This is a genomic window from Streptomyces sp. NPDC046712 (assembly GCF_040645695.1).
In the GTDB taxonomy this organism is placed as follows: domain Bacteria; phylum Actinomycetota; class Actinomycetes; order Streptomycetales; family Streptomycetaceae; genus Streptomyces.
This window is the reverse complement of record NZ_JBEYYW010000007.1, coordinates 109,675-130,781: the sequence shown is the minus strand read 5'-3', so window position 1 is coordinate 130,781 and position 21,107 is coordinate 109,675. Positions and strand designations below refer to the sequence as shown.

The window sequence follows — 21,107 nt, the reverse complement described above, 5'->3', positions numbered from 1 at the left end:
ATGGCGTTCCATTCCGGTGCGGACGGTGCCCCGGCAGGAGCAGTCTCCGGCGTGTGGGCGGGGCGGGGCGGGGTGCGGTCGCTAGCGTCGGGTCTCCGGTCCGCCGAGGCGCCGACGGCGACATGCCGACGCGCCGGCCCGCCCCGCCTCCGGGAGGTCGTGTTGCTCCGTACCGCCACCACCATCACCCTGCTCGCCACGCTGGTTTCGGGCGCGGCCTGGGCCGGTCTGCCGGCCGCTCCTTCCCCGGCGGGACGCGGGACGAACATCCTCGTCGTCGGCATCGACAGCCGTACCGGGCTGTCGAACCCGGAGAAGACGCGGCTGCACGTCGGGGGCAAGGGGTGCAACTGCACGGACGTGATGATGCTCGTGCACCTGTCGGAGGACCGTCGCCGGGTGAGTGTGGTGTCGCTGCCCCGGGACTCCTACGTCGAGTACGCCGACGGAAGCGGCGTCCGCGGCAAGATCAACGGTGCGTACGCCCGCGGTGGCGGGACGCTGACCGTCAGGACGGTCGAGAGGGTCACCGGGCTGCACGTGGACCACTACCTGGAGACCGGGTTCACCGGGTTCGAGGCCGCGGTCAACGGACTGGGCGGCGCGACGCTCTGCACCGACAAGCACCTGAAGGACGAGAACTCCGGACTCGACCTGACACCGGGCATGCACCACGCGGACGGCAACGGCGCGCTGCGGTACGTCCGGGCGCGGCACATCGGGCGCCCGGGTGACCTCGGCCGGGTACGGCGCCAGCAGCGCACCGTCTCCGACCTGCTGACTCGGCTGACCGCCGAGGGTGCGCTCGCCGATCCGGTGGCGGCGGCCGGCACCGCGGCCACGCTGCTGAAGTCGGTGCGCACGGACGGGCGCACGGACGTGGCCGACCTGGCCCGCATCGGCCTGGCGCTCGCGCGGCTGGGTCCCAGGGGAACCGAGTTCGCCACCGTCCCGATCCGGCTGTTCGACCATCGCGTGCCGGGGGTCGGATCGACGCTCGTCTGGCACGAGGCCCGCTCGCAGGCATTGTGGAAGGCACTGGCCGAGGACCGGCCGATCACGGGCGACCGGCTCATCCAGCCCGTCCCGGAGACTCCGGTGTCCAGCGACCCCGCCGGGATCAAAGCGCGGGTGGACGAGGCGGGGGTGGCGTCGGCGCTGAAGGCTGGAGGATTCGTCGTCACCGACACCTCGGCCACGGCACCGGAGGTCCGAGGCGAGGGTCCTGCGGTGATCCGCTACCCGCCCGGGCGGGAAACGGACGCGGCCACCCTGGCAGCGGCACTCCCGGGCGCCCGCAGGCAGGTCGTCCCCGGACACGACGCGTACCTCGACGTCGCCGTCGGCACCCGGCAGGCGACGGTCAGGAAGGTCACCTACGACCGGAACGTGGCGGATGGCGCGCCGGTGACGGGCGACCGACTCGGTTGCCTGGCCGAGGGCGGCCGGCGTGCGTCGGGGCCGGCTGCTGTCGGGCCCAACAGGGGCTGACACGGGGAATGACGGGGACTGACCGGGGCTGACGGGGGCACGGAGCGGCCACCGAGGGATTGAGCGCTGCGGGACCGACAGACTCAGCGTTGCGCGCACCGCACCCGCAGGGCGCAGTCAGTGGCCGGGGCTACTGTGCTGCTCATGAAGATCGAATCCCTTCTCGAGGACCTGGACAGCGAAGACGCAGCGCGGGTCGAGGCCGCCGCCGCGCAGTTGGTGGCGCAGGCCGACAGCGTGGTGCCGGAGCTTCTGCGCGGTGTTGCCGGCGTGCAGCGAACCGCCGATCTCCAGCCCGTCATGCGGGCGTTGCGGCTCATAGGGCCGCCGGCTTTCGACGGCGTACTGGCGGCCTGGCGGCGCAAGGAGGTGACGGACTGGCAGGCGGGGCGGTTCCTCGGGGTGTTCGACCAGCGTTCCGCCGACCAGTACGCGGCCCTGGCGGCCGATCCGGACTACGGGAAGTCGGGCGACGGCTTCCAGGGGCTCGTCAGGCTGCGGGCGGACTCCGAGGCCGGACTGTTGGCCCTGGTGGACTGCTTTGCCCGCGGCCGCCTCGTCCCCTACAAGGCGTCCGACTACGCCCGCCTGCTGCACGATTCCTTCCGACCGCGGCTCCGCTCCCTGCGGCGTGACCCGGCCGTGTCCCCGAAGGTCCGGCGGGGTGCGATGGCGGCGCTGGTGGCGGGCGGCGGCGCCGCCGCGCTCGACGACCGCGACCGCGCGGCGATCGAGCGGCTGATCCGGGTGAAGATCCCGCACGAGACCCCGTCGCTGCCGTCGTCGACGCTCAGCGGCTGGTGGATGGCCGTGCCCGGAGCGTCGTACGAGGGCGTCTTCGAGGCCTTGGGCCTGCACGACCGGCGGCCCGTCACGGTCGCAGCGGGCGTCGCGGCATCGGAGGGCCGGGAGATCCAGGTGCCCGCGCAGGAGGGCCGCGCTCGCACCGTGGGGCGGGCCTTCGTCACCCCGGAGCTGGACGGCTGGCGCCTGGTCTTCGGCTCCTTCGAGCTGCTTGTCGGCGACGACCCCTGGTACGACATGATCGAAACCGTCGAGCGGGTCAGCGTCCACTGCGGCCAGGCCCAGTTGTTCTTCCTGGACGACGCCGGCGGCTCCGACGTGTGGATGGTGGCCGAGAACGGCCGGGTGATCCGTCGGTACGCCGCCGAGAGCGACCCGGAATGGGAAGGCGACCCGCTGCCGTGGGAGACCCTCGCGGTCGACGACCCGGACTTCGACCCCGGGTACGACGAGGCCCCGTCCAACGCGGGCACCACAGGCGCCCGGTCGGCCTGCGCGTACCTCTCGGTCGACCCCGGCGAGGTCGGGCCGGACACCGAACTGCGCGGCCACGGCTGGCTGGCCCTCACCGCTCCGGGCGTCGGCCACGGCGCGTTCCCAGGGACGCTCCGTATCTGAGGCTCACCGCCGACGGCCCGCCCCCGCCCCCGGTCGTCGGTCCCGCCTCGGCGCCCCGCCGGAGCCCGCCCGCGGGGCGCCCTGCCGGAAACGGTTTGACCTGTGGTGAATGATGAAATCGTGATCTCCAAGGAACGCGCCGTCGAGCTCGTCGAGTCCTTCCTGGCCAGAGACCTGCCGACGCAGAAATGGAGGGGGCCTGCCCCCACGCCGGACGTCTACCACGTGCAGGAACGCGCCGTCGGCTGGCTCGTCTTCTGGCGCTCGGCGGAGCAGGCCCGCGCCCGTGAGGCGCGCGGCAGCTTCGTCGGCGGCCACTACCTGGTGGACCGGCACGACGGGAGCATCCACTACGTGCCCGCCGTCTGGTGGGAGGACGAGGGCTGGGAGGAGCAGTACCTCCTGCAGACCAAGGGCATCAGGCGGCCTGATCCACTGGCCTCCGCCGTTCGCGCGCTCATCCACTCCGCCGGCGTCGTGGCCGCGATGAGCCACCTGCGCAAGCAGGCCCCGCGGCTGAGCCTGCAGGAAGCGAAGTCCTACGTCGCGACCGTTCGGGACGGTGCCGAACCACCGGAGGAGCTGGCGAGCCTGACGCGGAAGGAGCCGAAGTGGCCGCCTCTGCCCATCGAAACGGTGGCGGGTCCGGTCCAGCAGGGATCTGGCTGAGGAGCGAGGCCGAGACCGTGTCGCCGGTCCACGTCGGGCGAGTCGGCCCCGGGCCGGTGGGTTCCGGCGTCAGCCGTCGACGCGCATGTCGCGGCGTTCCGGGCCGCCCCGCGATCAGGCACTGAACGAGGATCGATGTGACGCACACCGGACGAGGCAGGAGTCGAAACGGGGGCGTACGCGGCCGTGCGCCGCCACCCCGACCCGACCGATCCACTAGCCGACCGGGAAGCCCGCGTCCCGCAGGAGCGACTCCGTCCAGTGGATGAAATCCGGATCGCCGGTGACCCGAGCCAGATCCAGAGCCTTCGTCCAGACCTCGGGTGCCTCCTCGGCACCATCCCCAGCACGCAGGGCGAAGCCGAGGATGAGGAAGGCCGCCGCGCGGCCCATCGGGTCGTCCGCAACCAGACACAGGGTCTCCGCGACCCGGGCGGCGACCACGGCCTCGCCCGGATCCCCCGACCAGTAGCGGGCGTTGGCGAGAGTGATCAGCACTCGCCCCGCCGCACCCAGCCGATCCTCCTCGACCAGGAGGTCGACGGCCCGCTCTGCGGACCCGGCAGCCTCCTCGTGGTCCCCGAGCTGCAGCGCGGCGTGCGCCAGACCGGCGAGGGTCTCGCCTTGGCCGACGGTGTCGTCGAGCTCCGTGAGAAGCGCCAGGGCGCGCCGTCGGCCGTCGACGGCCCGCCGGTGGTCGCCGGAGTCGAAGCTCTCGCGGGCGAGGGCGGTCAGCAGCCGGGCCTGTGCGGCACGGTCCCCGATCCGCCCATAGGCCCCGATGGCGATGTCGTGAGCCTCTGCCACCCGCGGCAGCTCGTCCTCGCGCCAGCGCACCGGATCGTAAAGTTTCCCCGCGCGCCCGGCCGCGCCTTCGGCCGCCAGGTTCGTGGCGAAGCGTTCGAGCAGTTCACACACCTCCCGCCACGGTCCGGCGTCCGCTTCACGTACCGTCCGAGGCATGGCCTGTACCGCGTTCCGTGCGACAGCCGTGACGCCGGTCCTGCGGCCGACCCGGAGCTGCTCCAGGGCCAAGTACGCGCAGGCCAAGGCCTCCTGGAGCGGGGAGTCGGTCCTTCGTGCCGTCCCTGCGGCCATCCGCAGCGCGCGCACGCCCAGGTCCTGGTAGGTCGAGCCGAGGCCGAACCGGCTGAACTCCGCCACCGTCCAGGCGATCTCGAGGTACAGCTCCCCCACGAGCCGCCCGTCGTGCTTCCCGAGCAGGCGGTCTCCCGCCGCAACGGCGTCGAGCGCCTGCCGCAGGGATTCGCCCGCGTCGTAGGCCGACTTCGCGTTCCACGCCCCCTCGACGACCACCTTCTGAAACCGCAACATCGTCACGGTCTTCTCAGCCGCCTCCTCCCGGCGTCCCGCCGCGTTCAGGGCGAGGGCCAGTTCGTGCATGGCCCCCGTTCGGCCCGCGTGGTCGCCCGCCTCCATGGCGAAGCGGACCGCCGACCGGGCGGCCGCCTCCCACTCGGTCGTCTGGCCGCGGTAGGCATGGAGCGCGACCAGGCCCTCCTGGAGGCGCAGGGCGCCGTCGCTGTCGCCGAAGGTCGCGGTCATCGAGATCGCGGCCTGGAGATTGGGATGCTCCCGGTCGAACCAGGCGAGGGCCTCATCGCGGTTGCCGAAGTGCGGTGTCGGTCTGCCGCCGCGCATGATGCTCACGGCTTCCGCCGCCAGGGCGATGTAGTGGTCGAGGAGCCGGTTCGACGCCTCGTCCTGGTCGTCTCCCTCCTGGCCGAGGAGTTCGATCGCGTAGGCCCGGATCAGGTCGTGCTGGCGCCACAGCCCTTCCCCGGCCCGCTCGATCATGTGGGCGCGAGCGAGTTCACGGATAAGCCGCCCCGCCTCGTTGTGGTCGACGTCGACGAGCCTCTCGACGGCCTCGGGGCTGATGTGGGGGCCGGGATTGAGGGGCAGCAGGCGGAAGAGACGGGCCTGTTCCGGCGTCAGACGGCGGTACGAGAGGTCGAAGGCGGCCCGGACCGCACGCTCTCCGTCGTCGAGCACGTCGAGCCTGCGGTGCGCGCCGGCCAGTTCGTCCGCGAGGTCGCCGGGTTTCCGATCGGGGTCGCGGGCGAGCAGGGCGGTGGCGATGTGCAGGGCCAGCGGCAGGTGTCCGCAGAGCCGGCAGAGGCGTTCCGTGCCGTCGGGGTCGTTGCGGACGCGCGGGTCGTCGGCGACCAGCAGCGTCAACTGCTCCTCGACGAGCAGACGGGCGTCGGCCGGACCGAGGGTGCCGAGGACGAGCGTGCGGGAGCCACGGGCGCTGAGAGTGTGCCGGGAGGTGATGAGTGCCCGGTGCGTCCGGGAACGCGGCAGGAGATCGGCCAGCTGGGTGGTCGTGGAGGCGTTGTCGAGGACGAGCAGCACCGGTCGGCCCTCGGCTGCGCGTTCGGCGAGCAACCGGTGGTACTGGGCCGCCTGCCCCCGCGGGTCGGCGTCCAACTGCCCCTGCCCGCCGAGCGCGTGGTGCATGGGCGCGAAGACGTGCTGCGGCATGACATGGTCGGCGGGGTCGGGTGCGTAGCCGTTGAGGTCGACGAAGACGGCGCCGCCCGGGTACCAGCCGCGTGCCACGGCCTCGGCCGCGCAGGATCGGGCCAGGGCCGTCTTTCCGATGCCGGCGAGTCCGGCGACGGAGGAGACGACGACCATGCCTGTGGCGCCGTTGGCCGGGTCGAGGATGGCGAGGACGTTCTGCGACTCCGCGCCGCGGCCGACGAACACGTCCGCCACCGCCTCGCCGGCGGGCAGGACGGGTTCGACGACAGCCAGGGGCCCGGCCGGGCCGGTGTGTTGGTGGACCTCGGACACATGGAGGTCGCGTGCGGCCTGGTAGACGCGTCCACCGCCCGTCGCCACGGCCTCCGAGCGGCGCGCCTTCGCGGGCGGGCCGGCGGCGGGGGCCGGCGCGGGCGGGCCGGGGGCAAGGGCCGAAGCGGGCGCGGGGGCTGACGCGGGCGCGCCGGGCGCGCGATTCGACGCGAGTGCGCCGGGCGCGGGGGCTGACGCGGGCGCGCGGTCCGACCCCAGCGCGCCGGGGCCGGGAGCCGACACGGGCACGCCGTGCACAGGGTCAGACGTCAGCGCGCCGGGCGCGCGGTCCGACGCCAGCGCGCCAGGCGCGACGTCCGATGCGCGCACGCCGGGCTCGCGGGCGGGTTCCCGTGCCACCGTGGAGCCGTCAGTGCTCGGCGATGTTCAGGTCGCGTCCGGCCTGGTAGATCCGGCCCCCGTCGGCGGCGTGCGCCTCCAAGTGCTGGGATCCGATGGTCTGACCGTCGGAGGCGGCGGCGCCTGCCGCGATCTCGTCGGTCAGCCGGGCCAGCCGGTCCGTGAGCTCGGCGGTGAGGGCGGCGTCGGCGAGCAGCAGGTCGCCCAGTCGCACCTGCCAGAGCCGGACCATCGCCTCGCCGACGTCGGCACTGCCCCGCCCGTCGCCGACGAGGGTGTGCAGGCGCGTCAGGTCCTCCTCGACCTCCCCGGCCCGCTCGGGATGCACGCGCCGCCACAGCGCGACGACGCCGTCCCTCGCGTGCTGCCAGGCGTCGGTGGCCATCGCGCCGACGAGTGCGGTGCCGGCCAGACCTGCCACAGCGATCGGATCCAACGTATCCCCCTCGATCCCTCCCGAACGGCGGTCGTGGCGCCCAGGATAGAGCCGCCGGGTGCCCGACGCGTACGGACTGTGCACGGTCGGACCGCGCGGGCTGCCCCGTGGGTTCCCCGTCCGCCGGAAGGGCTTCGTTCGAGCGGCCGGCCATGATGGAGCCGGCCGGGAAGACCGCGCGGAGTTCGCTGGGCTCCCACCCTCTCGACGTAGCCCAGGGCTCGTCCCGTACGCCTCCGATGCCGGCAAGGCCGGGCGGTTCGGAGGGAGTGCGGGCCGTCACCCAGGATGGCGCGGCTTGCGACGCGGGGAGGCCGCGGTGTCATGCGGGCGGTGCAGCGCCGCGCGGTACACACTCGGCTGCCGACCCGTGTATCGGACGAAGATGCGGGTGAAAGTGCCCGAGTCGCGGTAGCCGACGTCGGCGGCGATGCTCGCGACGGTTCTGTCGGTTGTCTCCAACAGGTGTCCGGCTCGGCGCACTCGCGCACTGTGCAGGTACGCAAGGGGGGTTTGACCGGTCTCGTCGCCGAAGCGCCGCAGCATGGTCCTCGTGCTGACGCCGAACACCCGGGCCAAGGCCGGCAGGTCGTAACGGGCAGCGAGATTCTGGTCGAGCCAACGCATGACGCTCAGCGAGAAGCCGCGCCCCACCGTCGGCAGGAGGTCCATATCGACGTACGGCGCCTGCGTGGACCGTGCGTCGTCAAGGAGCGCGATGCGCGCGGTACTTCGGGCGACCCGTGGGCCGTCGTGTTCGCGGATGAACCGCAGCGCGAAGTCGTACATGGCGCTGAAGGCCGCCGTGGTCGTCACGCCCCGGTCGGTCACGACCAGCTTCTCCCGGCGAACCCGCACGTCGGCGTAGCGGCGCGCGAACCGGTCCGCGTACACCCAGGACGTCGTCGCTTCGCGACCGTGCAGCAGTCCGGCCTCCGCGACCAGGAAGGCGCCCACGCAGATCGACACCACCGCGGTTCCCGACGCCGCCTGCGCCCGAATCGTGGCGGTCTCCGGCTCCAGCTTCGCGAGTGCCGCGTCGAGGTCGAGTGCGGGCGGCACCTCGAAGCCCGGCACGATCAGGACGTCCGCCGGGCGAACCGCCGAGACGTCGATTCGCGAACCGCCGGACGCGACCACCCGCCGGCGGGGCGAGACCACGAAGACCTCATACGACGGCTCCACCGCCCCCTGAGCCGCGGCGACATGCGCTGCCATGGTCAGGAGGTCCGGAACGCCGAACACCTCCGACGCGAAGCAGCCGGGATAGGCCAGCACGCTCACCCGCAGCGGACTCATGCGGCACCTCCCCTGGACGACACATGGCGGCATCTCCATGAGACATGGCGATATCGCCGATTCTCCGCGAGGACAGCCTCCCGCCATCCTTCCTGCCATGGCAACCACGCAGAGGCAGAGCAACGACCCGCTGGACGACTTCGAGCGCAGGGACGTCGAGATCGAGAACGTCAGTAAGCGCGTGTACGTCGCCGGGACCGGACCGGCGGTCGTCCTCATGCCGGAGATGCCGGGCATCAGCCCTGACGTCGCCCGGTTCGCGCGGTGGATCCGGGAGGCCGGGTTCTCCGTGTACGTACCTTCGCTGTTCGGTGTCGACGGGGCGTATCCCCTGGCCGATGCAGCCGAGACCGTCGTGCGGCGTGCCTGCGTCAGCGCCGAGTTCCGGGCGTTCGCCGGTGGCGGGACCAGTCCCGTTGTGGCATGGCTGCGCGGCCTCGCGCGTGCGGCGCACGCCGAGCGCGGCGGGCCCGGGGTCGGCGCCGTCGGGCTGTGCTTCACCGGCAACTTCGCCCTGACCATGGCTCTCGAACCTGCTGTCGTCGCACCGGTGCTCAACCACCCGTCACTGCCGCTCGACGATCCTGAGGGGCTCGAGATGGACGACGACGATGCCGCTGCTGTGGCCGAACGCGTCAAGCGCGACCGGCTGAAGGTACTGGCCTACCGCTTCGAGAACGACAGATGGTGTACGAGGGAGCGGTTCGCCGCCTACCAGGCGCTGCTCGGCGACGCCTTCGACGGCCGCGTCCTGCCCAGTGAGGCGGCGAACACCAACCCTCCGCCCTTCTTCCGCGACATCGTCGGCTGCCCTCACAGCGTCGTCACGGCCCATCTCGTGGACGAGGAGGGTCACCCCACCATGAAAGCCCGCGACGAAATCATCGCTTTCCTGGGGGAACGGCTCAGGACGTAGCGTCGATGAGCACGGCGTCGACCGGGCGACGCCGCCCTCGGCGGGGAAGTGGGCCCCGGTCGAGGGCTGTCACTTCGACATGATGAAGTCCAGGGCAGCGCCCGAGGCAGTCGTCCAGTAGGTGACGAGTTGACCGTCGTCCGCGTACAGGGTGGCAACGGGCATGGGGACGTCCAGCGGCTTGCTCGCGTTGCTGCCGAGCTTGCTGCCCTGAAGACGGAGGGTGATGCTCTTCGCCTCGTACTCGTCCCTGGCGCCGCCACTGACGAGCAGAGCGGCGTAGGCCTCCTCACCTGGAGCGATGGTGACGGGCGTCCCCGGGTCCAGGTTGCTGTCCTCGATCACGGGGACCGTGGTCTGGGCATCGGCACCGAGCCGCACGAGAGGGTAGTGGTAGAGGCTGCACTTCTCGTCGCCGGCGTTCTGGACGGTGATGACAAGGTGCCTGGCTTCCTTGCTGTCCGCGGGCTCCTTCACAGCGGACACCGCGAGGTCTTCCGCCGTGCAGGCGGCGACCAGGCCGCTGCCGTCCTTCCCACCAGTGTTGCCCGGAGTGCCGCCCGGCTTCGGCGAAGCCGTCTCAGTCGGCTTCGGCGAGCTGGTCGCGCTCGGCCGGCCGGAAGCCGTGCCCTTGTCCGAACCGTCGGCCGCGCCCGGCTCGCACGCCGTGGACGCGAGCAGCGCGGCGACCACCACGGCCCCGACGACGTAGGGCTTCCAGCCCCTGGGGCTCTTACGGTGCCGACAGGCAGGAGTGTTGTTCATGTCGTCATCCCCCGTGGTCGGCCGTACGCGGCCGCTCTCGACTCTCGCTTGCAAGCAGAGTCTGACCAGAAGCAGAGCTCAACACGCTTGCCTGGCAGCTCTGTTACCGATGAGGTACAGGGAAGAGGCAGTTCCGTGAGACGGTCACCGACACCCGAGCCTAGGGCCGACCGAAGTGCTCTACGGCCATACGAGGTACTCAGCCACAGGTTGTGACCCAGCCCTATTGGTCGGCCGTCAGGCCGTGGGAGCGAGGGGTGTGTCCCGCCCGCCTCGTCTGCCGTCACCCGAATGCGATCAAGGGTCGCCGGGCGGTTCGCGCTGACATACGGTCCGTGACATGTCCGCCCTCTGCGATCACTTCAGGTGATGACCGGAGTGTCGCCCAGGCCCTGGAGGTTCGTATGTTTCCGCTCCGTGTGCCCGGACGCGGTGGCCCGACCGTGCTGGCCGTGGCCGCGCTCCTCGCCCTCGGTCTGCCGGCGGGCGTCGCGTCAGCCGCCCAGCCCACGTGCTTCGGCATCCCGGCGACCCTCACCGGTTCGGGCACGATCGAGGGCACGGAAGGCGCCGATGTGATCGTCGGGTCCGATGGCCCCGACAGCATCGACGGCAAGGGCGGCAGCGACCTGATCTGCGGGCTCGGCGGGGACGACTTCCTGGCCGGAGGACTGGGCGACGACCAGGTCGACGCCGGGCCGGGCAACGACCTCGCCCGTGGCGATGTGATCGCTCTGAGCGGTGACGCCGCGGGCGGCGGAGACGACCGGGTCTTCGGAGGCCCGGGCGACGACCGTCTCGGCGGGGACAGCATGGCCCTCTCGGGAGCGGCCACCGGCGGCGGGGACGACCAGATCTTCGGCGGGCCCGGAAACGACGTCGCGGCCGGTGACAGCCGCGGTACCAGCGCGTCCGGCGCGGGCGACGACCTGCTCGACGGCGGGCCAGGTGACGACTCCCTGACCGGGGACTCCGCCGCCTTCGTCACCGATGCCGAAGGAGCCGGAGACGACGTGCTGCGCGGTGGACCTGGCGTCGAGGATCTCATCGGCGACAGCAACGCGGTCGGCAACGCCTCCGGGAGCGGCGGCGACGACGTCCTGGACATGGGCGGCGACGGCGGGTTCTTCGCCATCGGCGACCACAACGCGGCCGAGGGGACGTCCACCGGCTCCGGCGACGACCGGATCACCGGCGGCAGCGCGGACGAGATCCTCCTCGGCGACAGCTCCGTCGAGACCACCCCGCCGGCCACCGCTGGTGACGACACCATCGACGGCAGGGGCGGGGACGACCGGATCCTCGGTGACAACGCCGACTTCTTCATCGAGTTCACCGTCGGAACGGCGGGCGGCGAGGACCGCCTCGCGGGCGGCGGCGGCGCCGACCTGCTGAGGGCCGGCCCGAGCAACGACTTCCTGGACGGGGGGCCTGGTACCCCCGACACCTGCGACGGCGAAGCGGGCACGGACGTCGCGTCCGGAACCTGCGAGACGACCCCGAACGTGCCCTGACGCCCTCGCTCCGCGTGTACGACGAGATGCGGCACCCCAGTGTGGGTGCCGCATCTCGTCGTCAGACGTGCGCCGGCTCCGCGCAGGCGCGGTGTTCGAGGCCAATCGCGCCCACATCTTCCGCGGCACCGTCACCGTGGCTGCGGTCCGGCGGTGACTCCGCTCCTGATCGCTGGTTCGACAGCCACTGTCACCCTTGGAAGATCTCCCAGCTTGTGCCGGAGGCTTCATCCCGGGTTGCGAGGTGGCCTAGTGGCAGGGCCGGCAGGCTGGCCAACGACGGATCACGCTCCAGTAGATGGGCCGCGTGAACCAGCCTCGGCCGTCCGAACCATCGTGGTTCCGCAGCCGAGAACGCCTGCCAGTCTCCGTCCTCGTCGAGGTGGACGCGCACGACCGGCTGCCCGCGATAGACGCGCTTGGACACGAACACGTGATCATCAGGGGAGAGATCGTGCACCTGGCCACAGCCATCGTGTGCGCCGTTGTCCATCTGCCCTCCCTGACTGAGGAGCCCATCACAGCACACCTCTGGCAGACGGGCGGGATCGGGACCGCTCGAGAGGTGCTGGATCCGCCGGGGCAAGCCCTCACGAGTTGGCCCAACGGCGTCAGGTCAGTTGCTTGTGCATGACGATGCAGGGTCGGCCGTGCTGTCTGTCGGCACGGCGGTCGATCTCCTGCCAGCCCAGTGAGCTCCAGAAGGTGAGGGCGGCAGGGTTGTTCTCCAGGACGGCGAGACGGACGCCGCTCCGGCCCTCGCTGCGAAACCGCTCCTCAGCCAGGCCGACCAGCAGTCGGCCGATGCCCGTGCGATGAAGGCCGCCGTGCACCAGCAGCAGCCCGATCCAAGGGTGGGCGTCAGTGGGGTGACGGTCGAGCAGGCAGAGCAGCCCGACAAGCTGTTCCCGCTCGTCGCGGGCGAGCAGAACCTCGCAGCCATCTGTACCGGCTTCCTCCCTCAGGTCGGCTTCGACCCGCTCGGCACGGATGTTCTCCGGGTCGTACTCGCCGGCGGCGCGGCAGTACTCCGGGTTGCTCGCGTAGAGGTCGACCACCTCAGCGATCTCCCGTTGAGAGAAGCCGAGCGGGGACAGGGAGAGCGGGGACATGCGGACCACAGTAGCCAGCCCTGCCTGGCAGGACACCGACCGCCTGCGCCGGTGCATGTGGACGCAACGCCCGTACGCTACGACGAACCGGCGCCGGGCGACCTAAGGCCAGGTGCCGGCACCCGCCCGGCAGGGGTCACGCACCCCGCCCAACAACATCGGGCACGGAGGCTCAGAAATCCCGTTGCGACCCCGCAACCGGTGACCTACGGTCCCGATCATGCTGCCCCCGGTGGAAACTGACGAAGAGTGGGACACGGTCGTCCCCGACGAGACGATCATGCGGCCCGGAGCGCAGGACCTCTGCGGACGCCTTGGCTTCGGCGACGCGCCGCTGACCCGCTTCGCGGACGGTTCGCAGCCGGTGTACGCGGTCGGTGACGAGCTTGTCCTCAAGCTCTTCCCCGGATCCGCTGCCAAGGACGGCGTCGCCGAGGGCCGCGTGCTCAGTCACGTTCAGGGGCGGCTCCCCGTACCGACGCCGCAGGTGCACGATTTCGGTGCGTACGAGAACGGCTGGCAGTACGTCCTGATGTCCCGGCTCCGCGGTGAGAACCTCGCCCACGCCTGGCCCCACGTGCCGCAGAACCACCGCGAACGCCTCGTCACCGAGATCGGTGAGACCCTGGCGACGCTGCACGCCCTCTCCCCCGATCCGCTCGCGGACGTCCTCGGCCCCGGCGACTGGGGCGCCTTCCTGGACCGCCAGACCACCCGTGCCGTGGAGCAGCAGCGCGCCCGCGGGCTCTCGCCCGCCTGGCTGGACCAGATCCCCGACTTCCTCGCGTCCGTCCCCCTGCCCCGCTCCCCGCACGGCTCCCTGCTGCACACCGAGGTCATGCAGCAGCACTTCATGGTCGACCCCGACGGCTGGCGTCTGACCGGGCTCTTCGACTTCGAGCCGGCGATGATCGGTGATCGCGCGTACGACTTCGTGGGCGTCGGCCTGTTCGTCACCCGCGGCGACCGTGACCTACTCGCCCGGCTGAGCAGGGCGTACGGCCACACCTTCGCGCCGCCCGAACTCCTTGCGTACACCTTGCTGCACGTGTACAGCAACCTCCCCTGGTACATGCGAGAACTGGGCACGACCGCCGAAGCGAAGCTGCCCGCCCTCGCGGAAGCCTGGTTCGGCACGACATGACCGCCCCCGCCCCCTGCGGCCGGGCCCCTGGCGCGTCTCCCGGCGCGTCTCCCGGCGGCGGGGTGCCCCCGGCGCGGCGGCGCCCGCACCGGTAAGTGCCGACGGGAGGTGGCACGTACGTTCACCCCGCCCTGAAGTTGGTGCCGTGCACCACCTGGCCGACGATGGCCGCGGCCTGCTCCGGCCGGCCTTCCAGCCATCCGGCGAGGTGCTCCCCGACGGCCTCCGCGCGGCGTGTTCCGGCGCTCAGCCGGACTGACCGCCGAGCACGAGCAGCTCCCGTACGCAGCCACGCAGCCAGGCGTGCGCCGGGTCGGCGTCGTGGCGCGGATGCCAGGCCAGGCCGACCGGCAGCGGTGGCAGGTCCAGGGGGATCTCAAAGGTCATCAGGCCGAGGGATTCGGCCAGCGAGCGGCTGCGGGCCCCGATCAGGCCGACGAGATCGGTGTCGCGGAGGATGAACAGTGACGCCGGGTACGTGCCGACGGTCGCGACCACCCGTCGCTGCAGTCCGTGCAGGGCGAGTTCGGTGTCGATGGGGCCGTGCAGCCGTCCGCGCCGCGAGACGATCAGGTGGTCCGCCTCCTCCGCGAACCGTCGCCGCGTCAGCCGTCCCTTCAGCAGCGGGTGCCTGGCCCGTACGACCGCGAGCATGTGGTCGTCCAGAAGGTGTTCGGTGTGCACCTCGGGATGGGTGGTGTCAATGACGCCGATCTCGAGGTCGGCGACGCCTTCCCGGAGCGTCGGCGCGTCGACGTGGCTCTCGTTCAGGAACCGTAGCCGTACCTGCGGGGCTTCACGGGCGGCACGCGCCAGCAGTGCAGGCCCGTGCGACGCGGCGAAGGCGTCCTGGCCGAGCACGGTGAACGTGCGCGCGACGGTACGCAGATCGGTGGGCCCGGAGGCGGCGAACAGCGCCTTGGCCCGCTCCACGACGGCGCTGACCTCGGCTCGTACGGAGAGCGCGTACGGCGTCGGCACCATCGCCCGCCCGGCGCGCACCAGGATGGGGTCGCCGAGTGCCTTGCGGATCCGGCCCAGGGTGCGGCTGGTGGCCGGCTCGGACAGATGCAGCCGACGAGCTGCTTTCTGCACACTCTGTTCCTCGAGCAGGACGTCGAGAGCGAGCAGAAGGTTGAGGTCGAGGCCGACCTCGCTCACAGATTGCGTCACACGCACTCACCCCTTGCGAAACATGCACTGGAGGTAATCCACACGGCGAGCCTACGGTGAACGGGCATCCCCTCACCACGACGCTCCATGGAGGAGCCATGCCTTCCCCTGCCCTCTCACCGCCCCCTTCCGTCCCGCTCCAGCCCCCGCCGAACCAGCTCAAGCGCGCGACCCTGCTGGCCCTGTGCGCCTGCGTCCTCGTCGCGCAGAGCATGGTCGCCGCCATCAACCTCCTCATCCCGCAGCTGGCCGCCTCCTCCCTCCACCCGTCCTCCACCGAGCTGTTGTGGACGGTGGACGCGTACGTCATCGTTTTCGCCGGACTGCTCATCCCCGCCGGAGCACTGGGCGACCGCCGCGGCCGCAAGGGCGTGCTGCTCGCGGGACTCGCGCTGTTCGCAGCCGGTGCGGCCCTGAGCGCCCTGGCCGCCTCGCCCGCGCTGCTGATCGCCGGACGCGGGGTGTCGGGGGCCGGAGCCGCCTGCATCATGCCCGCGACCATGTCGATCCTCGTCCAGCTCGCCGGACCCGAGCACCGGGCCCGGGCCCTGGCCTCCTGGACGCTCGCTGTCGGTCTGGGCGGCCTCGCCGGCAACGTCGTCGGTGGCGCGGTCGGCCAGTTCCTCTCCTGGCGCGCCCTGTTCTGGCTCATGGTCCCGTCGGCCGCGCTGCTCGCCTGGACCGTCGCCGCCACCACGCCGCGCATCGAACGCTCCCCGCACGGACGCCCCGACCCACGAGGCACTCTGCTGCTCGTCGCGGCCCTGGTCGCCGTCCTCGCGGGAATCATCGAAGGCCCAAAGTACGGCTGGACCTCACCCCGCATCGTCGTGTTCTTCGCGGTGGGCGCGGTGCTGGCGAGCCTGTTCACCTGGTACGCGCTCCGCTCGCCGGCCGCGCTGTTCGACCCGCGGGTCTTCCGCTCCCGTCGGCTGCGCGCCGCCGTACTGGGCACGGCCACCGGCTTCTTCGGCCTCTTCTCGCTCTTCTACGCCAACTCGCAGTACCTGCAGTACGTCAAGGGGTACAGCCCCGCGGTCACCGGCCTCGCCATCATCCCGCTCACCATCGGCATGGCCCTCTTCCCCAAGGTCGCGGCGCGCTGGCAGGCCGGCTCCGGCCCCCGCCCCGCCGTCGCCACCGGACTGTTCCTGATCGGCGTCGGGCTCCTGGGAGCCTCCACCGCCCACGCGGGCACGCCCTACGCGGTGTACGCCTGCTGGCTGCTGGTGATCTCCGCGGGAACCGGCCTGTGCATGCCGGTCCTGACCGTCGGCGTCGTCTCCGACCTCCCCGCCCACCAGGCCGGCCTCGGCTCCGGCCTCGGCACCTCGGCCCGCGAGATCGGCGCGGCCCTCGGCGTGGCCGTCACCGGCACCGTACTCGCCGCGCACCACACCGGCGCCCAAGAGGCCTCGTTCGCCGACGCGATGAGCCCGGCGCTGCGCACGGTGGGCGTGGTGGTGCTGGTCTCCACGGCCTTGGTCACGGCCGGATACCGGACTTCGACCAGGGAGCAGCCCGCAGCCCGGACCACGCCCACCGAGCCTTCATGAACGGAACACGGCACCTAGTACTCCAGCTGTAGATCGTGATCTTGCTGGTGGGGGCCGGTGCGGCCACCGTAGGTCATCGTGAGTCGTGTGGACTGACGATGAGACGGTGGCCGCAGGTCACGCATAGATCCAGGCCGTTGGCGGGATGCGTTCGAGGTGGCCATGGGCCGTGTCGCGGGCCGCTTCGCCCGGGTCGAACCCCGACTGCGGGCCGGGCGTTTGATGCTGGGGCTGCTGTCGTGGAGCATCTCCACGACGAGGAGGCGATCCTGGTCGTGGACGAGACCGGCGACGTGAAGAAGACCGCTGTCGGGCGGCCGGGCTGGCCGAGGACGCCGTCTTCGCGACCAAGCCGGAGCTGGACCGTACGGTGATCGAACGGTTCCTGGACGCCGGGCACCATATCGACTGGGTGAGGGCGATGAAGTTTACGGCGGCAACCCGAAAACGCGGGCGGCCCTGGAAGAACGCGGTCTGGGCTATGTCCTCGCGGTTGCCTGCTCGGCCGAACTGGCCACCGGTGCAGGGAGGTTCCGCGCCGACGTGCTGGCCGGCAAACTCCCGAAGCGGGCCTGGCAGAAGCTGTCCGCCAGCCCCGGCGCGAAGGGTCATCGTTACCGCACCACCGGCGAACTCGCCTACTACCGCTGCCATTCCACCGGGCCGGCTCGGTTGCGCACCCTGGTCAGGACGGCGGGATCCAGGTGGCGGGTGGAGGAAACCTTCCAGGCCGGGAAGGGGCTGGCCGGACTCGATGAACACCAGGTCCGCCGCTGCTCGTCCTGGCGCCGCTGGGTCACCCTCCCGTCGTCCGCGCAGAGGAACATGCAAGGCGCACTGGTTCGGACGACCTGGCCCCGCTGACCTGCAACGAGATCCAGCACCTGTTTCTCGCCATCGTCGTCCGGCCACCGAGCGACCTCGCTCACCGGATCGGCTGGCCCGACTGGCGACGCCGCCATCAGGCACGATCACAGCCCAGCCATTACCGTCGACAAGCCGCAGCCCAGACATGAAGATCACGATCTACACCTGGAGCACTGACCGATCTCGGCATGCCTGGCGCTCCGCCGGAGAGCGCAGTCGAGCACGCGAGCATGAAGCCCCCGGGGGCGTGCTCTCGCGTCACGGCAACGAGCGTGTGAGCCAGACCACTTCACCGTTGTCTTCCGTGGAAACGTGATCCCGCTCGAACCCGAGCTTCTCAAGGACACGGAGCGACGGTGTGTTCCACGCACCGACGGTCGACCAGAGCCGTTTCCGCCCGGTTGCGATAGCGGCATCGAGCACCGCGCTGGCCGCCTCGGTGGCGTAGCCACGCCCATGCACGCGCTGGAACAGCTCATACGCGATTTCAGGCTCCTCTACGTTGGAGCGGCCGATGATCAGCCCGCAGTAGCCGATGAAGTCGCCTTCGTCACGGCGCTGGATGGGCAACAGGGCGATCCCCGTAGTCGCCGTCGCAGTGAGCAGCTCCGCGATGGACGTCCGGATGTGCTCAACCGTGGGCGTCCCCTTGCCGCGTTCGGAGAGGAGGGCGCAGAACTCAGCGGCGTCCGACTCGTCCCACGGCCGCAGTATCAGCCGCTCGGTCTCAAGGTGGAACGACATCGTCTCGTACGTAGTCATGCCCCCACTTTGCCCCACGAATACGAACTACAGCTGGAGTACTGGTGCCTCAGCTCGGATGGTCGGCCGTGCAAATGGCTCCTCATGACAGCTCGGCCTGCAGCGCCAGACAATGTGGGGTGTGGCGATGAGAAGGGCGATGTCAGCGCAGGCGAAAATTGGTTTGCCGACTCGGATGTCGCGTGGGTAGCTTCGCCATCTGTGACCCCGACTCTGCGCACTGAGCGACTACTTCTGGAGCCGTACGTCCCCGAGGACGAGGAGGGCTTCGTCACTCTGTTCCAGGACACCAGGGTGTCTCAGTGGATGGGTGACGGCCCTGCTTCCGAAGCAGCAGACCGGGCCCTGTTCGGGCGGATCTTCTCGAAGGTCTATGCCCAGGACCTGTTCGATGTCTGGGCTGTTCGTCGCAACGGACTCCTGGTCGGGCATGCCGAGATAAAGCTGACCGACGTCGTCGGAGGCCACGAGATCATCTACGCTCTGGCGCCGACGGCATGGGGGTCCGGGCTAGGGACCGAGCTGGCGGAGGCTCTCGTCGCCTATGGCTTCGACACCCTCGGATTGACCAAGGTGTATGCCACCGTGGCCGCACCAAACGAGGCTTCACTGACTCTGCTGGGCAGAATTGGTTTCGAGCATGTCCGGGACATCAAAGAGGATGACGGCACCACCACCCGCGTGTTGGCCCGCCGTCTGGCTGCGACCGACAAATCGCCCCTCGCCCGATAGGGGCGAGTAACCGCTGCCTCTGAACCCCCCGCGGGTGGTCAGGCGGCGCGGGTCGGGTACCGGGTCCAGGTCCGGATGAGTGAGTCAGGAGCGACGATGGTCTCCGGCTCGGCACGGGCATTGCACCAGCGGACGTAGGCGCCACCTTCATTGCAACGCACCATTGCATTCACTCGCAGCGTCATTGCATCAATTTACCGTGCTACACCTGGGAAGACGCCTTCCGGTCGATTGACGGCATTTTGAACGCAACGTAGCTTTCGACGTGCGTCAAACACGTGCTGTCGCGAGATGAGGAATGGACATGAGTGAATCCCTCCACACCGTCACGACTCTGCCGACGGAGCGTCAGCCGGGCTGCCCCTTCGACCCGCCGGCAGAGCTGCTCGACGCCCGCCGGCACGGCCCCATCAGTCGTTACACGCACCCCGGCGGAAAACCCGGCTGGCTGATCACCGGATACGACCTGGTCAGGTCGGTCCTGGCCGACTCACGGTTCAGCTCGCGCAAGGAGCTCCTGAACGTGGTCGACTTCGAACTCCCTCCGGCGCCGCCCGGCGAGTTCCTGCTCATGGACGAACCGCAGCACGGGCGCTACCGAAAGCCGCTGGTGGGCAAGTTCACCGCACGGCGGATGCGGCTGCTCACCGAGCGCATCGAGCAGATCACCACCGACTGCCTGGACGCCATGGAGAAGAGCGGACCGTCGGCGGACCTGGTGACCGCGTTCGCCAAGCCCATCCCCACGATCATCATCTGCGAGCTGCTGGGGGTGCCGTACCAGGACCGGGACTCCTTCCAGGAACAGATCGACAAGTTCATGAACGGGGAGACGGGCGACGAGGACCTGTTGGCGGCCTACACCGCGACCCAGAACTACCTCGCACAGCTGGTGGCCGCCAAGCGTGCGAACCCCACAGACGACGTGCTCAGCGAACTCACCGACAGCGACCTGACCGATGAGGAGCTGCAGGGGATCAGCCTGATCCTGCTGGCGGCAGGATTCGACACCACCGCGAACATGCTGGCCCTCGGGGCCTTCGCGCTGCTGCAGAACCCGGAGCAACTGGCCGCGCTACGCGCCGATCCCGCGCTCATCGACCAGGCCGTGGAGGAGTTGCTGCGGTACCTGACCGTCGCCAAGTCGTTCATGCGGACGGCGCTGGTGGACGTCGAGGTGGGCGGCCAGACCATCGAGGCCGGCACGACGGTCGTCCTGTCGTACAACACCGCCAACCGCGACCCCGAGCGCTTCGCCGATCCCGACGTGCTCGACATCCGGAGGGAGTCCGGCGGGCACCTGGCCTTCGGCCACGGCATCCATCTGTGCCTGGGTGCGCAGCTGGCCCGTGTCGAAATGCGGGTCGCGTTCTCCGCGCTGCTCAAGCGCTTCCCCACGCTGCGCCTGGCCGTGCCGGCCGAAGACGTTGCCCTGCGGCCGGAGACCGCGGACATCTACGGGGTGAAGAGCCTCCCGGTCACCTGGGACGTGTGACCGCGAGCCGGTGACGAGTGGGCCTCCACGGGAACATTGGAGTGCCCTGGACCGACGGCCGGCCAAGTCGGCGGGCTGGCCCGGTGGTTGGCGGCCCCGGTCGTGGTCAGCGGCCCAACAGGGCCCTGGCACGCTCCACAAGCAAGGGCATCAGGTGCCGGCGCCATGTGTCGAGGTGGATCATGCCGCTGGACATCCCACCGTGGGCGTACTGCTCGCGATAGACGGCCGAACCCTCGGCGTCGGCGAGGTCGAGACCCACGACCTCGCCGAACGCCTCCCGCAGCAGGGCGGTGACTTCATCGACCGACGGCGGGACGTCCGTACCGGACAGGCGGTCGCGCAGTGCCCGCCACACATAGGGGTCGCCGCGCAGACCCCACGTACCCGGCTCGGGATCGAAGAGGACGGCCATGGTCGCGATCGCTGCGTCATCAGGCGCTTCGTTTGCCACGGAGGCAGTCTCGCAAAGACGCGTCGCCGGTTCCAGGGGCGTTTCGGGGGGCCGACCTGGAGCGCGGCCGTCGCGTACGGAGAGGGTACGGCGGCAGTACTCCCCTGGCCGGACGTG

At 70.8% G+C, this 21,107-nt stretch carries 18 protein-coding genes and 1 pseudogene; 10 read left to right on the top strand and 9 right to left on the bottom strand.

The window, feature by feature from the left end; genetic code table 11:
• Positions 1–159 precede the first annotated feature (159 nt).
• From ABZ939_RS12050 to ABZ939_RS12040, 3 genes are all read left to right on the top strand, one after another.
• On the top strand, positions 160–1,491 hold the full coding sequence (locus tag ABZ939_RS12050; RefSeq protein ID WP_361852257.1) for an LCP family protein: 1,332 nt from the start codon (positions 160–162) through the stop codon (positions 1,489–1,491).
• Between the two features lie 144 nt (positions 1,492–1,635).
• A complete protein-coding gene (locus tag ABZ939_RS12045) occupies positions 1,636–2,913 on the top strand; it encodes a hypothetical protein (RefSeq protein WP_361852254.1) in 1,278 nt (425 codons plus the stop codon).
• A gap of 120 nt (positions 2,914–3,033) precedes the next feature.
• Positions 3,034–3,582: a hypothetical protein gene (locus tag ABZ939_RS12040; RefSeq protein WP_361852251.1), complete on the top strand. Its 549-nt coding sequence runs from the start codon at positions 3,034–3,036 to the stop codon at positions 3,580–3,582.
• A gap of 216 nt (positions 3,583–3,798) precedes the next feature.
• Here ABZ939_RS12040 and ABZ939_RS12035 read toward each other — a convergent pair whose 3' ends face one another.
• The 3 genes from ABZ939_RS12035 to ABZ939_RS12025 form a co-directional block, all read right to left on the bottom strand.
• Positions 3,799–6,453 carry an ATP-binding protein gene (locus tag ABZ939_RS12035; RefSeq protein WP_361852248.1) on the bottom strand — a complete coding sequence of 885 codons (2,655 nt, stop codon included), beginning with the start codon at positions 6,451–6,453 and terminating at the stop codon, positions 3,799–3,801.
• 322 nt (positions 6,454–6,775) lie between these two features.
• On the bottom strand, positions 6,776–7,201 hold the full coding sequence (locus ABZ939_RS12030) for a hypothetical protein (protein ID WP_361852246.1): 426 nt from the start codon (positions 7,199–7,201) through the stop codon (positions 6,776–6,778).
• A 279-nt stretch (positions 7,202–7,480) separates the two neighbouring features.
• Positions 7,481–8,500, bottom strand: coding sequence for a helix-turn-helix domain-containing protein (locus ABZ939_RS12025; RefSeq protein WP_361852243.1), 1,020 nt, complete (start codon positions 8,498–8,500; stop codon positions 7,481–7,483).
• A 97-nt stretch (positions 8,501–8,597) separates the two neighbouring features.
• On the opposite strand from ABZ939_RS12025, the gene ABZ939_RS12020 reads away from it, so the two are divergent.
• A complete protein-coding gene (locus tag ABZ939_RS12020) occupies positions 8,598–9,416 on the top strand; it encodes a dienelactone hydrolase family protein (protein WP_361852240.1) in 819 nt (272 codons plus the stop codon).
• 69 nt (positions 9,417–9,485) lie between these two features.
• Here ABZ939_RS12020 and ABZ939_RS12015 read toward each other — a convergent pair whose 3' ends face one another.
• Entirely contained in the window at positions 9,486–10,181 is a 696-nt protein-coding gene (locus ABZ939_RS12015) for a DUF4232 domain-containing protein (protein WP_361852237.1), read from the bottom strand.
• A gap of 404 nt (positions 10,182–10,585) precedes the next feature.
• On the opposite strand from ABZ939_RS12015, the gene ABZ939_RS12010 reads away from it, so the two are divergent.
• Entirely contained in the window at positions 10,586–11,695 is a 1,110-nt protein-coding gene (locus ABZ939_RS12010; RefSeq protein ID WP_361852234.1) for a calcium-binding protein, read from the top strand.
• A gap of 190 nt (positions 11,696–11,885) precedes the next feature.
• Here ABZ939_RS12010 and ABZ939_RS12005 read toward each other — a convergent pair whose 3' ends face one another.
• Positions 11,886–12,188 (bottom strand): hypothetical protein, encoded by a 303-nt coding sequence (locus ABZ939_RS12005; RefSeq protein ID WP_361852231.1) that lies wholly within the window; start codon positions 12,186–12,188, stop codon positions 11,886–11,888.
• Between the two features lie 118 nt (positions 12,189–12,306).
• Positions 12,307–12,807 (bottom strand): GNAT family N-acetyltransferase, encoded by a 501-nt coding sequence (locus ABZ939_RS12000; protein ID WP_361852229.1) that lies wholly within the window; start codon positions 12,805–12,807, stop codon positions 12,307–12,309.
• A gap of 220 nt (positions 12,808–13,027) precedes the next feature.
• On the opposite strand from ABZ939_RS12000, the gene ABZ939_RS11995 reads away from it, so the two are divergent.
• A complete protein-coding gene (locus tag ABZ939_RS11995; RefSeq protein ID WP_361852227.1) occupies positions 13,028–13,951 on the top strand; it encodes an aminoglycoside phosphotransferase family protein in 924 nt (307 codons plus the stop codon).
• A gap of 246 nt (positions 13,952–14,197) precedes the next feature.
• Here the strand turns inward: ABZ939_RS11995 and ABZ939_RS11990 are convergent, their stop codons facing one another.
• Positions 14,198–15,130 carry a LysR family transcriptional regulator gene (locus tag ABZ939_RS11990; protein ID WP_361852225.1) on the bottom strand — a complete coding sequence of 311 codons (933 nt, stop codon included), beginning with the start codon at positions 15,128–15,130 and terminating at the stop codon, positions 14,198–14,200.
• A 92-nt stretch (positions 15,131–15,222) separates the two neighbouring features.
• Between ABZ939_RS11990 and ABZ939_RS11985 the strand changes: the two genes are divergently transcribed.
• Both ABZ939_RS11985 and ABZ939_RS11980 read left to right on the top strand, forming a co-directional pair.
• Positions 15,223–16,680, top strand: a complete 1,458-nt coding sequence (locus ABZ939_RS11985; protein ID WP_361852222.1) for an MFS transporter — start codon at positions 15,223–15,225, stop codon at positions 16,678–16,680.
• A gap of 162 nt (positions 16,681–16,842) precedes the next feature.
• A pseudogene (locus ABZ939_RS11980) lies at positions 16,843–17,696 on the top strand (transposase).
• 109 nt (positions 17,697–17,805) lie between these two features.
• On the opposite strand, the gene ABZ939_RS11975 reads toward ABZ939_RS11980, so the two are convergent.
• On the bottom strand, positions 17,806–18,309 hold the full coding sequence (locus tag ABZ939_RS11975) for a GNAT family N-acetyltransferase (RefSeq protein ID WP_361852219.1): 504 nt from the start codon (positions 18,307–18,309) through the stop codon (positions 17,806–17,808).
• Positions 18,310–18,510: 201 nt separating this feature from the next.
• Between ABZ939_RS11975 and ABZ939_RS11970 the strand changes: the two genes are divergently transcribed.
• Both ABZ939_RS11970 and ABZ939_RS11965 read left to right on the top strand, forming a co-directional pair.
• The gene (locus ABZ939_RS11970; protein ID WP_361852216.1) at positions 18,511–19,041 is read left to right on the top strand and encodes a GNAT family N-acetyltransferase; all 531 of its coding nucleotides are present in this window, start codon (positions 18,511–18,513) and stop codon (positions 19,039–19,041) included.
• Between the two features lie 304 nt (positions 19,042–19,345).
• Positions 19,346–20,536 carry a cytochrome P450 gene (locus ABZ939_RS11965; protein ID WP_361852213.1) on the top strand — a complete coding sequence of 397 codons (1,191 nt, stop codon included), beginning with the start codon at positions 19,346–19,348 and terminating at the stop codon, positions 20,534–20,536.
• 106 nt (positions 20,537–20,642) lie between these two features.
• Here the strand turns inward: ABZ939_RS11965 and ABZ939_RS11960 are convergent, their stop codons facing one another.
• Positions 20,643–20,990 (bottom strand): hypothetical protein, encoded by a 348-nt coding sequence (locus ABZ939_RS11960; protein ID WP_361852210.1) that lies wholly within the window; start codon positions 20,988–20,990, stop codon positions 20,643–20,645.
• Positions 20,991–21,107: the final 117 nt, after the last annotated feature.

Bases quoted from the DNA above. Each gene is read 5' to 3' on its own strand.
- ABZ939_RS11975 (WP_361852219.1), bottom strand. From the start codon at position 18,309: ATGACTACGTACGAGACGATGTCGTTCCACCTTGAGACCGAGCGGCTG.
- ABZ939_RS11995 (WP_361852227.1), top strand. From the start codon at position 13,028: ATGCTGCCCCCGGTGGAAACTGACGAAGAGTGGGACACGGTCGTCCCC.
- ABZ939_RS11965 (WP_361852213.1), top strand. From the start codon at position 19,346: ATGAGTGAATCCCTCCACACCGTCACGACTCTGCCGACGGAGCGTCAG.
- ABZ939_RS12025 (WP_361852243.1), bottom strand. From the start codon at position 8,500: ATGAGTCCGCTGCGGGTGAGCGTGCTGGCCTATCCCGGCTGCTTCGCG.
- ABZ939_RS12000 (WP_361852229.1), bottom strand. From the start codon at position 12,807: ATGTCCCCGCTCTCCCTGTCCCCGCTCGGCTTCTCTCAACGGGAGATC.
- ABZ939_RS12045 (WP_361852254.1), top strand. From the start codon at position 1,636: ATGAAGATCGAATCCCTTCTCGAGGACCTGGACAGCGAAGACGCAGCG.
- ABZ939_RS12015 (WP_361852237.1), bottom strand. From the start codon at position 10,181: ATGAACAACACTCCTGCCTGTCGGCACCGTAAGAGCCCCAGGGGCTGG.
- ABZ939_RS11985 (WP_361852222.1), top strand. From the start codon at position 15,223: ATGCCTTCCCCTGCCCTCTCACCGCCCCCTTCCGTCCCGCTCCAGCCC.
- ABZ939_RS12005 (WP_361852231.1), bottom strand. From the start codon at position 12,188: ATGGACAACGGCGCACACGATGGCTGTGGCCAGGTGCACGATCTCTCC.
- ABZ939_RS12020 (WP_361852240.1), top strand. From the start codon at position 8,598: ATGGCAACCACGCAGAGGCAGAGCAACGACCCGCTGGACGACTTCGAG.
- ABZ939_RS12010 (WP_361852234.1), top strand. From the start codon at position 10,586: ATGTTTCCGCTCCGTGTGCCCGGACGCGGTGGCCCGACCGTGCTGGCC.